Here is a 15072-nt window from a genome sequence, read left to right on the forward strand (position 1 = left end):
CGAAAAACCGCCGTACCGATTCTTGGTACGGCGGTTTTTTGCTTAATGTTTGACTATGCCTGTGGCAAACCAGCTAGTGGATCGCCCAGCGAGGGCTTGTTCGATTCACTGGTCTGCTCACTCGACGAGCTCGGCGAGGATGACTCAGACGGCTCAGATGACTTCGACGAAGACTCCGAATCCTTAGGTTCGGAAGTTGCGGAGGAAGAAGTCTCATCCGAAGTCGATGTCTCCGATGAGGATTCCTCCGAAGAATCTTCCTCATCAGTCTTGACGTCTACTGCGGCCTCTCCATGAATCACGCTACCAAGAACATTAATCCAGTCCTGCGACCAATCCCAGGAGCTTTGCTCCTCATTGATCTGGAGACCTCGGAAACCAACCTCACTGTGCCCAATGTTGACCCAATACTTGGGGTTGGTTGCAAGCTTCAACAAGCCGCCGTTGTCGGTTGCCAGCGACTGAAGCAGCGACTGAGAGGACAGAGGCATGGACAGAACCTGTGTGATGTCACCAAGGCCAGCGCCAGTAAATCCTTGCGCCAGGTGCCCCACAAGTTGATCTGCTCCCGTATTCTTCAGCAGTTCTTCCGGCGCCTGAGGCAATGCCGCCAGAATAGCCGGCAAATCTTGAATCTGTGCAGCTACTTCCGGCAGGACGTTAGGCAGCTCTGCGGCCGCTTCCGTCAGTAGTTTCATACCCTGACTAATCAAGGGAGCGGAAACAGTGGAGGCAGCACCAGCGACCATCGGGATACCAGCGCCGGCGATTGCGCCAACCGCAGTACCTGCTGGGCCAGCCGCGCTAGTAATCGCACCGCCACCAGCTGCAAGCGCAGGCGCTGCTGCGGTAGCGGCCATGCCGCCGGCCGCGAGGCCACCGCCAGCAGCGACCATCGTCATACCTGCCGCCAACCGAACAAGAGTGTTCATTGATTCTGGCGAAATCTTGGTTTCTGGCAGACCGGTGAGCTCTGCGACATAGTTGACGGCCTCGATGGCCATGACGCCAATCATGCGCTCATCACCTTCGAGAACCTGACCAATGCCGCCAGGAAGCTTCACGCTCGTTCCAATGGCTGCGAGATCGCGAGCAAGCTGGGAGTCTTCTGGGAGGTCACAGAAAATGTCTCCTGGAGCACAGAAGCTGGCGACTGTACCAGCGAGCTCACCGAAGTCCTGATCGCGCTGGCCAGTCAAACCGCCACCTGGGGCAGGCTTTGCGGTCACTGGCTTAAGGCCTGGAACAGCTTCATCATCAGCCTTCTTTTCTGTAGAAGCCTCAGTGCTTTCGTCGCTGTCTTCGTCATCGTCGGAAGTTTGAGCATAAGCGTCTGACAGGGAGTTGCCGGACGATTCTTCGTCGTCGCTGTCTTCGCTATCGAGCAAGCCACCCAGACCGGATGTGGTCTCTTCAGAAGAAGAGTCCGATTCCTCGCTTTCCCCCGATGCCGCCGAAGAGGCGTCAGTCGAGGTCTCGGAAGATGTCTCGCTTTCTGTATCGGAAGTGGAGGAGTCCTCCGACGCCGCCGAAGAAGACTTAGAAGAAGAGCTGGATCCAGACGGAGTTTCCGAGGAAGAATCCGCTGCGCTGGAATCCTCTTCAGAGCTTTCTTCTGCGCTAACCTTGCCATCTACCTTGCCCTCGGCGACGGCCTCACCTAGCGCAGCAACATAAGCGGCCTTGCCCTCAGCGCTGTGGTGAATGCCATCGGAGCCAAGGTACTTGGCGTCTTCCTGGCCGTTTGCCCAGCGCACAGGAATAACGCGGGTATCCGTCTCTGCGGCATCATAAACAGCAGTGTTGAAACTGTTGACCTTATCTGCCGGCAGTATGCCCGCTCCACGGGAGTAAACGTAAGGCCAGAAAATTGTGGCCTTTTCGTCGATTGCGCCAAGCGCCTTCTTAACGGTCGCCGCATCGTCAGCGCCGGCAGTGGCATCGTTTGTCCCCAAAGCAAGCACCCAGCAGGCGTCAGCTGCATCAGCGCCAAGTTCCTTCTTGACTGCCTCGATAGCCTCCATGCCGTTGCCAGGGTCACTGTTGCCGCCGCCGGCCCAAGCAAATGCGCGGCCACCATTTGCGTTGATGACCACCTTGTCTGCACCTGCGTCGGTGTAAGCCTTAGTTAGTTCATCGCGAATGGGATCGCTAAGGGAGTCACCGATGTGCGCGACGGTCGAGCACTTGTTTTCAGCGTCTGCAGTTGCCTTATCATCTGCAGCACCGGCGTCATCGGCAGTGCTTTCATCGGTTGATTCGTTAGCATCGGTCGGTTCGCCAGCGGCGGAAGTATCGCTGTCATTGGCCGACTCTTCCTTTTCATCCGTAGCGGACTCGGAATCAGGCTTCTCCATTTTCTTCGTTTCGGCAACCTGCTGAATCTGAGCATCCGGCAGTGTCTTAACTTCTGGGTTTTCGCCTGCGCCCGTTGCCGCACAGTCAGCAGCCGACTTGTCTGCGCACGCAGTCTCAGCGAGGTTCCCTCCTGGGATTGCCTGCCTCATTTCCTCGATTTCTGCAGGTGCAGGATCGGGGACGGCCCTGGAGAGCGCCAAGAGAGCAGCTGGGCCTGCAGTTGTATCAAACTTTTTGGCGCACTCAGAGTAGGTATCTTCGCCGCAGAGACCATGACGGTAGGTATTTCCCAAAAACTCGCTGAACATCGTGCGGTCAACGTTCGGGGGCACGATGTACTGGTCAGTGCCAGAGGTAGCCGTGATTGCTGCATAGGCACTCAGTTGGGCGCGGGCAGTCTTTTCATTTTCCTTATTCGCCCAGACTTCACCGTCGCCGATGGTTACATCGTCCATCTTGTCAGTGTTCATTGTCACGATGACTGGAGGCACTGGCGGGTTGACGGCCAGATTTCCTTTACGGATAACCCCTCGTGCTCCATCACGTGCTTCATCGCCTTCGACGTACTTGTACTCGCGGGAGAGAGCCAGGCAGGCCTCGGCATTGAGGGCTTCACACTTGTCGAAGTTTTCCTGCAGCAGCTTCTGGTCATCGTCGGAGACCATCTTGACCTCATAGTCAGATGAATCCTCCGGGTAGATGTCCTTGAGGCAGTCTTGCATGTCAGCCACGGTCAACTTCTTGTCTTCCGCGCTGCGATCCTTGGACGCCTCTTCTAGAGCCTTGTCTGCAGCCTCACCAGAGCAACGCTCACCAAGCTCGTTCCACTTGGTCTTTCCAAACACGCCCATTGTGTAGAGCTTCTCGCGTGACCCGAGTTGCTTGGTATCTGGCTTCTGGTCTGCAATGCGCTCAATGGTGACAGTGCGCGCGGCAGGAGCAGAGTTCAAGTTCTCGGTAGAACCACCACCGAGCAGACCGCTGAGTCCTTCAAGAGCGCCACTACCGGTCTCGTTGTTTTCCTCGGAAGAGGAAGTCGAGGATGGGGCCGAGCTAGATGACGTGGATGAGCCATTCGACGGGGTAGAAGAGGTCGTAGAAGTCGAGGAAGAAGAGTTCTTCGAACCGGAGCTGTCCGTCTTGGAGTTCTTCTTATCGCTTGTATCGTCACCCGACAAGATCGACGCCAAGCCACCAATATCGGAGGCGGTCATCTGCAACTGAGCCAGCGATGGATCTTCTGCCATCTTGCCGACTGCCTTGCTGACTTCTGCGGGCATCTTAGGGGTATCCGAAGAGGTATCCGGCAATACCGGAGCGCCATCAGCACGCTTAGGGTCAGAGAACAGCAGTACAGATGCAATGAAGTCAGGATCAATCGACGTTTGCTTATTACCAATCAGCGTCGCTACATCTCCTGACACCTCCGCGCCCTGAGAGAATCCCGCGAGGATGACCTTTGAGTCGCTGCATCGTGCCTGTGCATCCTCAATGGTGGCAATTGCCTTTGAGACGCCATACTCAACGGACTTCCGGTAAGAGGTTCCCTTAATTGCCAAATCGGCAGGGTAGTTGATGTAGGTCTCGGAAAGCTTGTCACCCAATTCTGCCCGTAGCGGAGATACAAGCGAGTTAATTAGCCCCACGGGACGGTTCGGATCCCAATCTGGGCTAATACCGCCTGTAGCCGGCACTGCAACCAGCATCAGTGGCGCACATTCAGGGTTTGTAGACTCCTTGGCGCCAGCTTCATCTGGAGGAGTAAGGCCACCTGCGCCAGGAATGACCTGGCCTGCAGCATCCGCTGCCGTGCCAAGACCACTCGAAACAGCTCCAGTGAGATTAGTGGGGTCAATATTGCCGCCGGCTGTCGATCCCACACCTGGAATATCTGGGAGTGAGGTCACACCGGGAATAAGTGAGCTAACGTCCGGCAGAGCTGGCACTTGTGCCGTCGCAGGGCTGGCAGAGCCAGCGGCTATGAGCGAAAACGCTGCCGTCGCAGCCAGTGAGCGCAACATTGTGCGCCTGGTCGTAGACATCGCTGTCCTTTCGTGTGGTGGTTGAGCATGGTGTTCCGGCCAGCCACGCCCAAAAAGTAGAGACTTGGTGAAAGTAATTTTTGGCGCGTGAATGACACCACTGAGAATATCAGCGCAGTGCTACCAAATTCGCCTCTAAATCCGCACATTTCCACCCGTAACCTGCAGGAATAATGACAACTTGCGGGCCGACCAGGGAACTCTTGACCTTCTCCGAGGGAGTAAAATCTTCCCCATTCAGCCAACGCGCAATGTTCCATCTGCTATTTATCGGCCAGATTAATGTTTTGGCCTGCTAACGTAGACGGAAACCGGGTCACCACCACCGAAGGTTCCACACACACCACGTGGAGCACACCTTCGCGACCTACACCAAACCACCACACACCGAAAGTTCGTTCATGTCATCTCACAACTCGCAAAACGATCGCGACCGTGAAATCGGTTCCGCGCTAGAAGGGCTTTTCAGCATGAGTGTTCCTGCAAACTTCGGAGAGGAGCGCGACGATTCGCCGCGCCCATCTTCGTCGCCAGAGAACACGCCTGAGAAGACGCGGCCAGAAATTGGTTTCGCTAACCCTTACCTCACGCGGATGACATTGCCGTACCGCAAGGTTGAAACCAACCAGATTGTCGTAAAAAACGGCAACCAGACGCTCTACGTCACCGCTACAGGCTCAGGTGGCTTGCCATACGGTAAATACCCACGTCTTGTTTTGCTGTGGCTTACAGAACAAGTTATTTCCAACTACGCCAAGTACTCTGACGCGGATCCGCGTCAGAAGGAAATTAACCTTGGCTCAAGCCTCCGATCTTTTATGAAAGAGGTCGGAATTTCTATCAGTGGCAGGTCGGCAAGCCAGCTCATTGAACAAATCAAGCGTCTAAGCCACACCACATTCCTCATTGAGGAAACTGGCCACTCAGACGGTAAGAGTTACCACAAGCAAGCGTCAGCGCTGGTTTCGGAGAAGTTAGAGCTCTACTGGTCAGGAAAAGATTCCGCTACGTCGGAGTCCACTACCTCGATGTTGGACTCGTCGATTCAGCTATCTTCGGCGTTCTTTGAGCTCTTGAGGGAGCGCTATTTCCCCTACGATAAGCGCATCTTGCGCCACGTTCAGGCAAGTCCGATGGCGATTGATATTTATCTGTGGCTCACGCAGCACGGGTACGCGAACAAGAAGTTCCTGTCGCTGCGTTGGGATGATGTCATGGCTCAGTTCGGCACTTCCTACAATGGACACGAGATTACTCCCAGCGACCGACGCGATTTCAGAAGAAAATTCGATAAGGCCCTCAATAAAGTGCGCGAAGTTTATCCAGAGATTCGCGTAATCAGTGAAGCATCAAAACTGACAATCCTGCCTTTCAATGCCTCGGTAGACCCACTTGAAATCGAGAATAAAGATTAAAAAGACACATTAATCGGCCTTGGTGAATTTTGCACCCAAGGCCGATTTTTTATGTCGAGAAAAACACCTTCACAATCCTCATCTCTAAATGCTTGTAGGGAGCACATCGCTAAAACGCTGGTGTGTACTTTGGACACATCACCCCTAAGCGCTCAAGCCCGGTGTGTACTTTGGACACATATAGTGTGTACTTTGGACACATATCCGTGTACTTTGGACACATATCCGTGTACTTTGGACACACGCATACTATCAAAACAGCAGGTCACAACAGATAAATGCCTTGGACCAATATACAATATGTTCATTAAGAACAATATGCGGCGTGAAGTTATCCACAGGCAGCTTTCTAGGTAGAAGTTATCCACAAGTTCAGGTTTTTAGCTCACGCCTCGCTTCGCTCGTTGTGCTGCCGCGGCACCTTTGGTGCCTTGCCTAACGAGCTGTCATGGGAACAGCGCTCCATTCTCAGAATGGATAGTGCAAAACAATAAAGAAAAAGAGCACCAGACTACTATCTGATGCCCTTGAAAATTCAGCCATTCAATTAACTAGTAATCTCTTGGCCTGAAATAACCCACTTGTTTCCGTTCTGCTTAACAGTCACAGTCTGATCCGTTTTCCACATTTGAGGATCTTGCCCTTCAGAGGTGGGCTTCACAAACTCAATAACGCTGACTGTAAAGGTGCTAGATTCCGAATCCTGGATATGAAGGCAGTATCCATCGCCATTGTCAGGATGGTTAATGCCTTCCTGAAGGCTCGCAACCGACTTATACATGGATGAGTCCAGGAACTCGGAAGCCGCTTGTGCGTCTCTCAACGTGAAGTAGGCGTAGTTGAATCCCTTAATCGCCTCGACTGGTGTCGATCCGTCGCCATTGGCACGTGTTGTAGTCTCGCCGCTACTCGTTGCTTCTTGGCAACGTTCTGCAATGTAACTGTCGAAACTATCCTGCGGCGCCAAAGTCGGGGCGCTGGAGTTTGTCAGTGGGGAAGACTGTGTGCCGCTTGATTCAGCACCCCCAGACGGCATGGAAATGCTTGTTTCCTCCTGGGAAAACGCTCCTTGAGCTACGGAGTAGAGCTTCATTCCGCTAGGCACCATAATTGCGGCCGTGGCGACTGCAGCAACGCCTACAACCGCTCTACGGCGCCAATTACCGGGCTTCGTCTCAGAGTTAGCTCCTTCTCTATTCTGCGCCTCTAGCTTGCGGAGACGCTGCTTTTGTTTACGTTCTTCCTGCTTCTTTTTGCGCTGCTGCTCTTTATCAATTCGCTCTTGCCTGAGCTGCTTCCTCTTTTCTTCCTTCTTCGCCTCCCGCTCTTGCTGTTTCGCGCTTTTCTCCTGCTGCTTCATTTGCTCATTGACTAGTGGCTGAGAAGCCTTACGCTGCGCCTTTTCATCAAGCTTGGCAATGTCTATTCCCTTAGATCGCCCCTTGGCGGCTTTGGCAGTGGTAGCAGTCAGCACAGATGACGCCATCGGAGCGCGGAAAGCCGTTGGAGAGAGAACAATATCGTCGAAATCTTCGTCATTGTAGGTAACCGGAACGAAGTCTTCTTCCTCGGTCTCAATCTTCGTAATCCTGGGGCCCGCATTGAAGGAAGCGTCATCGTCATGATCTAAAGAGTCGTTATTGTCGGCCGCGGGCGTTGCCGATTTGATAATCGGGGACGTGACAGGTTCGGTTGGCTGCTGCGAGTCGTCGTTGCGTATTTCGTCAGCGACCGGATCGCCGAAGGAAGCAGCTTCAAACTCTTCGAATCCGTCATCGTTTTCTTCGTCGAATCCCGAGAAGGACTCGAATCCGTCTTGATCCCACTCGTCGCCTGGGAACTCGTTAGACATTGTGCGCTCCTTCGTGTGGTGTGAAAAAGGCGGGGCACATCTCATGGTGAGATGCTTCCCCGCCTGGTGTTTTGGGGCGTCTTCACTGTAAAAGGCGCCCGCTTACTCGCTGGTCTTCGCAGCAGTAGGGCTGGTTAGCTTTGAGTGCTCTCAGTGGCGAACCCTGCCTCCACTGTCGTGGTTTCCGAGGTTGTGGAGACATCTGCCTGGACTGCAGTTCCTTCGCTGGAAACAGAGGCATCTACCTGGCGTTCAGCGGTGTCAACCTGAATATCGGTTTGACTGGAGTTAATGCCCGCCGGGGAGAGGGTTGTGGTGTTCGCAAAGGAAGCGTTGCCAGAGGTCTTCGGGGTATCCCAAGAAGCATCAGCTTCGATACTGACAGTGACGCTCGGAGTGGTCGGGAGCTGGGGTAGACCGCTGTTATCAATGGTGGAGTCTTCCTGGGCTTCCTGCTCGGCCGGTGCTGGCGCAGTCTCCTGAGTGGGAGCCTTCTGCTCGGTCTGTGCCGGGGCCTTCTGCTCCTGTGCTGCGGGCTGTGTGACGGTTTCCTGCTTCTGCTGTGCCGGTGCTGGCGCAGTCTCCTGGACAGGGGCCTGCTGCTGTACCGGCGCCGAGGATTCCTGCTGCTGCGTTGGGGCCTGCTGCTTTGGAGCTGGAGTTTGCTCGGCCTGCGCCGGAGCAGTCTCCTGAGCGGGAGCCTTCTGCTCGGTTTGTGCCGGGGCCTTCTGCTGCGGCTCAGAGGCCTGCTTTTCTTCCGCTGGCGGTTCCTGTGCTTCGGTGCTGGTGCTCGGTTCCAGGCCTGGCTGAGTCTTCTGCTCAGTCGGCTTGGTCTGTACATCCTGATTCGAAGTCGGAGCCTTTTGCTGCGGCTCAGGTGTGGAAGTGTCCTGGACGTTAGTGCTGGTATTCGACTCCAGGCCTGGCTGAGTCTTCTGCTCAGTCGGCTTCGACGGCGCTGCCTCAATCGAGGTCTGCGGGGCCTGCTCCTGCGGTTCCTGTGCTTCGGTGCTGGTGCTCGGTTCCAGGCCTGGCTGAGTCTTCTGCTCAGTCGGCTTCGACGGCGCCTCCTGGGCGGTGGAGTTCAGTCCCGGCTGTTCGCCAGGAGCCGCATTGGCGATGCCTGCGGCGGCAAGGGAAGCTGCTGCAGCGCCGAGGGAAAAAGTGACGAGGCGATAGTAGGGCTTAGAGATGCGCATTGATGATCTGGGGGCCAATATCTATGGTCTCCCCATCTCCTTTCAGTTCGGTGCATGGTGTTCTGTCTCCTGCTTTCGCAGGGATGCCCACAGCGTAAGCCATGAGCGCTTCCCTTCTATGGAGTCCTTAATAGAAGTTCCATTCGCGCAGGTAATCATGGGAAAGCGGCGCTCCTTTAGGGTGTTGAATACCAATCGCAATCAGAACACCTAAGGAGAAGTTGTTATGGCTCGGTCAATGACGGCAGTTGCTTTTGACGAGACGGAAGTAGACATCCTGAAGGAGGTCAACAATTCCAAGCGAATTAGTGCGTTGACCAAGCCATTGACGGATGAAATTCGTGAGATGTCGCGAGATACTGCCGAGCTGGCGAAGAACAATTGGGTGGAGCGAGAATCGCTTGAAAAGGCCGCGCGGAACATCGAACGCCACCGCACTCTTGTTGAGTCTCTTCCTGAAACAGATGACCGGGCTGAGCATCTTGAGGCGCTTCGCGTAGCCGGAGATGTTATCAACGAGGCTCTGAACCTTTAGAGGTTTCGTACAGTTAGGACTCACTTTTCAAGATGGAGAGCAAGTCGCCGGCTGAGTCTTGCCAGGAGGACTCCGAAACAGCATCGCGCATTGAAGTGGCGTATCAGCTCCTGCTGGATATGAGCGATGACGTAATGAATCAACTTGAGGCAGCTGTCGCTGCGAAAGAGGTATCCGTCCGTATTGCAGCGGAGCGTCTGCACGACCTTATTGCGCATCACTACGGCAATGCCGACGATCGCAGAAAAACACTTCCGCGAAGTATGTCCGTTCTTGATGACGTAGAGCAAGACTGGCTTTACAGATTCAATCCGCCCTTGCTGGAGTACCTAGTTGGTGTGATGTACGCCTACGCCTTCAAAGATTTACTTAACAGCACGGCCCATCATGCAGTGCAAGTGCTTGCGAAGCCACTACAGTCGGCGAGCATTGACCTTCCTGGGCTAGTGGAAGTCGGATAGCCCTCCTTCGAGGAGGCTAGAGCAGTGCAAGTTGTTGCCACGGGGAGGCTTCTTGCCACTGCGCATCAAAGTTTTCCACGGTGACTGGCGTCTGTTCAGCGAGCGCGTCAGTTGGAATGCTTACGCCGAGCTGTTGACGGAGGCGCTGAACAAAGTCCCACTTCATGCGGAGAATCGAAGACACCCGCCTTGTAGCAATGCCGGTGGCGTCTGCTCGGCGGATAACCTCGCAAACGTCCGCGTCAGTGAGCACTTCGGCGCGGAGAGCCTCTGGAGTGATGGGGTGATGGTTAAGTGCGAGCCACCGCTCGGTAACCACGGGGCGGTGCGGGTCTTGGCTGAGTGCGGCTTGGACTGCGATTTCGTTGATAGGAGCTGACAGTGGGGGAATCCATGAATAATCCCAGGGAGTGAAATCTTCGTCAATGAAGCCAGCCTCGTCGCTGTCCAGCTGTGTGCCAAAGGAGATTTTGATAGTTTTTGGGAACTCGTCTCCAGCGTCGTTGGTGACGGTGGCCTCTGTGAGCTCTCCGTGGGCAGTCTCTTGAATCCGGCTAGAGGCTTCGGCGGTGAGGCATCCGTTGAGGGTGGGGTCGGGGCGTCCTTGGTATCCCCAGTAGATTCCTGCTCGTACTACACCGCAGGGGGGCAGCGTTGCTTTCTGCGAGCCTGGCTGTTTCTTGCTTGCAGAATTGAAGCAGTGGGCAGTCGGCGCAGATGTTGAGTGCGGTTTTGACGTCTTGGACTGCTTGGTCGAGGTATTCGAGTTCGGTGTTGAGCTCGTTGGCATCGGTGGCGTTACGTACAGCGGCGGAGTCCAGTTCTTCTGCGAAGAAAAGGTGCTCTCGACCGCAGCAAGCTGCAGTATTCATTGAAAGCGTTTCTTTCTAGTGGTGGTGTTTTGGTGTGTCATCCCTTTGCAGGGCCGAGAAGATGGTGGGTCTTCCGGCTAACCACAAGAGTGTAATTATTTTGGCTGACAACCTAAACATACAGCATGTATGTAGTGTGATGCGACACATAAACCGCAGAATTTTCTTGCATCTGGGTGGCTAGAGTCTCGGCCAGACCACAGAGACACCATGAAACTCTTTTCTTCACACAGCGCATGTAACGCATGAAGGAGAGACGCGAGATGTACGCAATTGGTTTTCATGGATGCAGCCACCTTGGCTACCGAATGGGCTCAATGAACCGTTCACATACGGACGGTATTAACCTCCGCGAGAACGACGGATACGTAGCCCACCGAATGATTTACTCGGAGATGCTTGACGCAGGAGTCATTGGCATTGTCGATGGCGGAGATCTTTTTCACGTCGAACATCCGTCAGTTCGAGCAGTAGCGGAAGCTATCAGCGCTGACGATATGCGCGTGGCTGCGGGTAAACGGTGGGGGACGCCGATTTGGCGTCGCACGAATGGCGGAAACCATGATAATGGTGCGTCAACACATGTCTCTGCGGTCTCTCACATCGAGCGAGCGGAGCTAGAATCTTTGGCTGTTTTCCCTGATTCCCCGCATCCGATTGGGCCACATCCAGGCCTGTATGAGGTGCATCAGCCAGATGCCGATCGTGACTTGTTTTTGCACTTTGTGTCGCACAACGGCCTAGACCCAGCGTTGGGGGACAAGGGGATTGTCATTGATCCGAAGCCGGTTTCTGGCGCGGTGAATATCTTTGTGGCGCACGGAATTTTCGAGGCTGATGGGCGACTGTTCGGAGCGGTCGATGGTCATGGAGCTCAGCGGGTTATCCCTGTTGAGTGGACAAATCGAGCGTGGAGCGCAGTTATCTTGTCGGACTATCACACACTGGGGTCGATTCCGGGGTTCGGGCCGGATGATGACCATGCAGGGCCGGATGTGTGGATGACCGGTTCGGGGGTTCGCCGAGGCTTTTCTGACGAAGATGCTGGCCGTGGCTGGATTGAAGTGCGGGTCGATGATGATGGTCATACGAGCGTGATTCCGCACTACATTTGGCAGCGCCCGCAGATTGACTTTGAGCCGATTGATGCTCGGGGGAAGTCGGTTTCCGATATTGATCGGATCGTTCGGCAACGACTCGGGGACGTGACACTTTCAGATGGGGCCACCGAAAACCTTACCGGCGATGGTGGCGTCATCATCCGACAAGTCATCGACTACACAACCCAAGCCCAGCGACAAGCACTGGCTTCCTGTCAGAAAGATTGGCGAGCAATGGCCGCCGATGCGGCATACTGGTCAGCCCCTTATGCGCACCCACAGCAGGCGCGGCCGACAATGGCCGACTGTGTATCCACCACAGACTTCTCTCGTCTCGATTTCGCCAATGAGTTCACTACGCGCCGTCAGAGCAGCGGCACCGTTGCAGCCGCACTAGAGGCGTTCGCTGACGAAGGCGACGAAGTGCTTTCGGCCATTGTGAAAACCACCACCGATACCTTGCAGTCACTGCAATCAGCCGACGCGAACAACTAGGAGAGCGGTCACTATGCGCATCACCACCATTCGTCTATTCAATTTCCGATCCATCGAGGAACTCACCCTCGACGTTTCTAGTGATGGACTGCACGCCATCACCGGATCATTTGGAGCGGGCAAGTCCTCCTTTTTTACCGCTGTGCGGTGGTGTTTGTTCGGCGATGCCGGCGATGCTGGCACCAATGCTGACTTACGCCGTCGCGGCAGTGACGAGCGCGCCGATGCAGGCGCAGAAGTGACCTTTACGCATGGTCAAGATGTCTTCGTTGTGCGCCGCTGGATGCGCCGCTCCAATACGAAAAATGGAGTGAAGGAAAAAGTGCTTGCCGCGCTGAGCATCAACGGCAAAAATGTTGACGGCATCGGCGCTCGAACTTTGACTCGCGAGATGGAAGAACGTCTGGGAATGACCGCAAAGGCTTTTGCTGGCGCTGCCATGATTCCGCAAGGAGAAGTAGCAACTTTGATGAAGGCCACACCCGTTGAAGTCCAGGCGCTTGTCGAAGAACACACCGGCATTGCGCCACTGACAAAGGCACGCGATATTGCCCGCAAGCAGGCAACAGTGGCCGAGTCGAAAGCTGATGCACTGCCAGGGACAGAAGAAGAGGCCGTAGTTGCTGTTAACCAGCGCAACGAAGCCCAACGGGAGGTTGAAAACTGCCAGCAGCGCGTCGATGAGGTCAAGAACCAATTGGAAAGCGTTAGCGGTTTGCGAAGAAGTCGTGATGCTCAGGTGCGAGCCTTGCGCGATGCCGAACGTGGTGCGCAGAAAGCACGCGAGAACGTCGCCGTTGCTCGTGCGCGACGTGATGACGCCCGCCGAGAAGAAACCCAAGTCACTGACGCTGCGCGGCAGGCAGGGATTTCTATCGACGGTGACCTCGCAGAAGCGTTTGAACAGGCGCGATGCGCCGCGGAGGGAAAGTCGGCCAGTATCCAGCGAATTAACGACCTCGTTGTCAGGGTGCGTACGGCCAAGTCTCACAAGGACGCTGCCAGCGTGGCCGTCGATAAGGCCGATGCTGCAGAAAGACTGGCTCTTGATGCTGCCGATGAAGCCGGATCGGCTAGGCAGCAGTGGCTCCAAGAACTCGATGAAGCTAAGTCTGATGATGTGGAGATCGAGCAGTCTCTTCGGACTGTCTTTGGCCAAGCCAGCGTGCATGAAGCCGCATTCAATCGGCTGCGGAAGGCCATTGGGGTTCTCCAGTCGGCTGGCCAGGGACATTCATGCTGCCCGACCTGCCAGCATGAGCTTGAGGATGTCGATGGGTTGATTCTGGCAATGCAGACAGAAGCCGACCAGGCCCAGGCTGACTATGACGTGGTTTGTCGCCACGGCGTTGAGCTGGAGCAGCAGCGAAAGAAGACACAGGTAGTAATCAGTGAGCTGCAGAAAAGGATTAGGGAAGCGGAAGCGCAAATGTCTAAGGCTGAGATCGCTGCACGACAGGCTGCAGACGCGAGGGGACGTGACACTCAGGCGCAGGCCGACCTTGATGCCTCGCTCTCTGAGCTCGCAAAAACCCTCAACATGCCAGCAAACGCCCGCCCAGAAAATCTGTTCGCACAAGCCAAAACCACCTATCACCAACTCCAATCCGATCGTGATGAAATCCTGGCCACCTGCAATCTCCTGGAGCGTGTCACCTCCGTCATGCAACGCGCACGCCACGCGCAACAGCTTCTCCGCGAAGCTGAACGGGCAGCCCAAGAAGTCAGCGCCCCCACAGTCGAAGAAATTCACCAGGCAGAGCAGGAAGCAGTCAACGCCGCTACAGCAGAGCAGCAAACAGTAGAGCAGCTCTCCGAGGCGAACTCCTGCCTCTACAGTGCGAAGTCAGTCTTAACTGTGGTCACGATGACTGCCGAAGAAGCGCAGATCCGCTGGGAAAAGAAGCAAGCCGCGGTACGCGACGCGCTTATCGCCCGAGGTAAGGCCAATGCCATTGCGGCATTGCGCAGCGAACTTCTGACAGAATCCACTAAGGCAATCTGCCAGGGAGCAAGCGACCTCCTAGCCTCCTTTGGTGGCGAATACGTTGCCTTCCATCTTGACGAGGACTTCATTCCCCGCGCTGAACTCTCCGATGGCCGACTCGTGCGCACCTCTGTGCTCTCCGGTGGTGAATCTGCTCTCGTCGGGCTGGCGTTCCGCGTCGGCATCACTCTCCGGCTTACCTCTGGTGGTCTGCCCGAACAGGTGCTATGTGACGAGGTGACCAACTATCTGGATGAGCAGGGACGGCGCAGCGTTCTCGCGGCGCTCAACAATCTCTTTTCCTCCGTGGTGCTGATCTCGCACACGCAAGAGGCGTTGGACTTTGCGACACATGTGCATTCGATGGTGCGATCCCCGCTGGGGGCTACGCATTTTGAAGGTCAGGAAGTCCTGGGTGAAACCTCTCTCGATCACCGCATCGCGGCTTAGCCGCACCAGTATCGAACGCGAGGGGACGTGACATACCTAGGCCGTTGCGGGGGCTCCTTCGCAATATGCCGGCTTGCTCTCAGTGATCCCTCGCGCTTGGCGCGGCGCTACTGCTCCGGCGGACTATCAAAACACCCCGCCCCCCAGAAGGGGGTGGGGTGTAGTGGTTGGTAATTCAATGCTGTAGATTGAGCGGCAGAGAAGGCAAGGACTAGGTCCCTTGTCATGAGTGGAAAAGGTCAACAGGACGAAATGCGCCTGTTGGCCTTTTCCTTATTTTGGGCGTCGGTCATACACTGCATGAAC

General features: G+C 55.3%; 9 protein-coding genes. 5 read left to right on the forward strand and 4 right to left on the reverse strand.

All coding sequences use genetic code 11. The annotated features are described in order from the left end of the window. Positions 1-53: 53 nt before the first annotated feature. Positions 54-4400: a cutinase family protein gene (locus tag CRD18_RS10995; RefSeq protein ID WP_187406793.1), complete on the reverse strand. Its 4347-nt coding sequence runs from the start codon at positions 4398-4400 to the stop codon at positions 54-56. A 347-nt stretch (positions 4401-4747) separates the two neighbouring features. Here CRD18_RS10995 and CRD18_RS11000 point away from each other — a divergent pair, with 347 nt between their 5' ends. After that, positions 4748-5815, forward strand: a complete 1068-nt coding sequence (locus tag CRD18_RS11000; protein WP_187406794.1) for a replication protein RepA — start codon at positions 4748-4750, stop codon at positions 5813-5815. 547 nt (positions 5816-6362) lie between these two features. Here the strand turns inward: CRD18_RS11000 and CRD18_RS11005 are convergent. Next, positions 6363-7667: a WVD2 family protein gene (locus CRD18_RS11005; protein ID WP_187406795.1), complete on the reverse strand. Its 1305-nt coding sequence runs from the start codon at positions 7665-7667 to the stop codon at positions 6363-6365. A gap of 134 nt (positions 7668-7801) precedes the next feature. Beyond that, positions 7802-8866, reverse strand: a complete 1065-nt coding sequence (locus CRD18_RS11010; RefSeq protein WP_187406796.1) for a hypothetical protein — start codon at positions 8864-8866, stop codon at positions 7802-7804. A 226-nt stretch (positions 8867-9092) separates the two neighbouring features. Between CRD18_RS11010 and CRD18_RS11015 the strand changes: the two genes are divergently transcribed. Continuing rightward, the gene (locus CRD18_RS11015; protein ID WP_147739858.1) at positions 9093-9401 is read left to right on the forward strand and encodes a hypothetical protein; all 309 of its coding nucleotides are present in this window, start codon (positions 9093-9095) and stop codon (positions 9399-9401) included. Between the two features lie 32 nt (positions 9402-9433). Next, a complete protein-coding gene (locus CRD18_RS11020; RefSeq protein WP_187406797.1) occupies positions 9434-9862 on the forward strand; it encodes a hypothetical protein in 429 nt (142 codons plus the stop codon). A gap of 16 nt (positions 9863-9878) precedes the next feature. Here the strand turns inward: CRD18_RS11020 and CRD18_RS11025 are convergent, their stop codons facing one another. Beyond that, positions 9879-10652: a hypothetical protein gene (locus tag CRD18_RS11025; protein WP_187406798.1), complete on the reverse strand. Its 774-nt coding sequence runs from the start codon at positions 10650-10652 to the stop codon at positions 9879-9881. A 399-nt stretch (positions 10653-11051) separates the two neighbouring features. Here CRD18_RS11025 and CRD18_RS11030 point away from each other — a divergent pair, with 399 nt between their 5' ends. Further along, positions 11052-12329 (forward strand): hypothetical protein, encoded by a 1278-nt coding sequence (locus tag CRD18_RS11030; RefSeq protein WP_187406799.1) that lies wholly within the window; start codon positions 11052-11054, stop codon positions 12327-12329. A 13-nt stretch (positions 12330-12342) separates the two neighbouring features. Further along, complete coding sequence (locus CRD18_RS11035; RefSeq protein ID WP_187406800.1) at positions 12343-14766, forward strand: AAA family ATPase; 2424 nt, start codon at positions 12343-12345, stop codon at positions 14764-14766. Positions 14767-15072 lie beyond the last annotated feature (306 nt).

It is taken from the genome of Corynebacterium sp. LK31 (assembly GCF_014335015.1).
GTDB classification, from domain to species: domain Bacteria; phylum Actinomycetota; class Actinomycetes; order Mycobacteriales; family Mycobacteriaceae; genus Corynebacterium; species Corynebacterium jeikeium_D.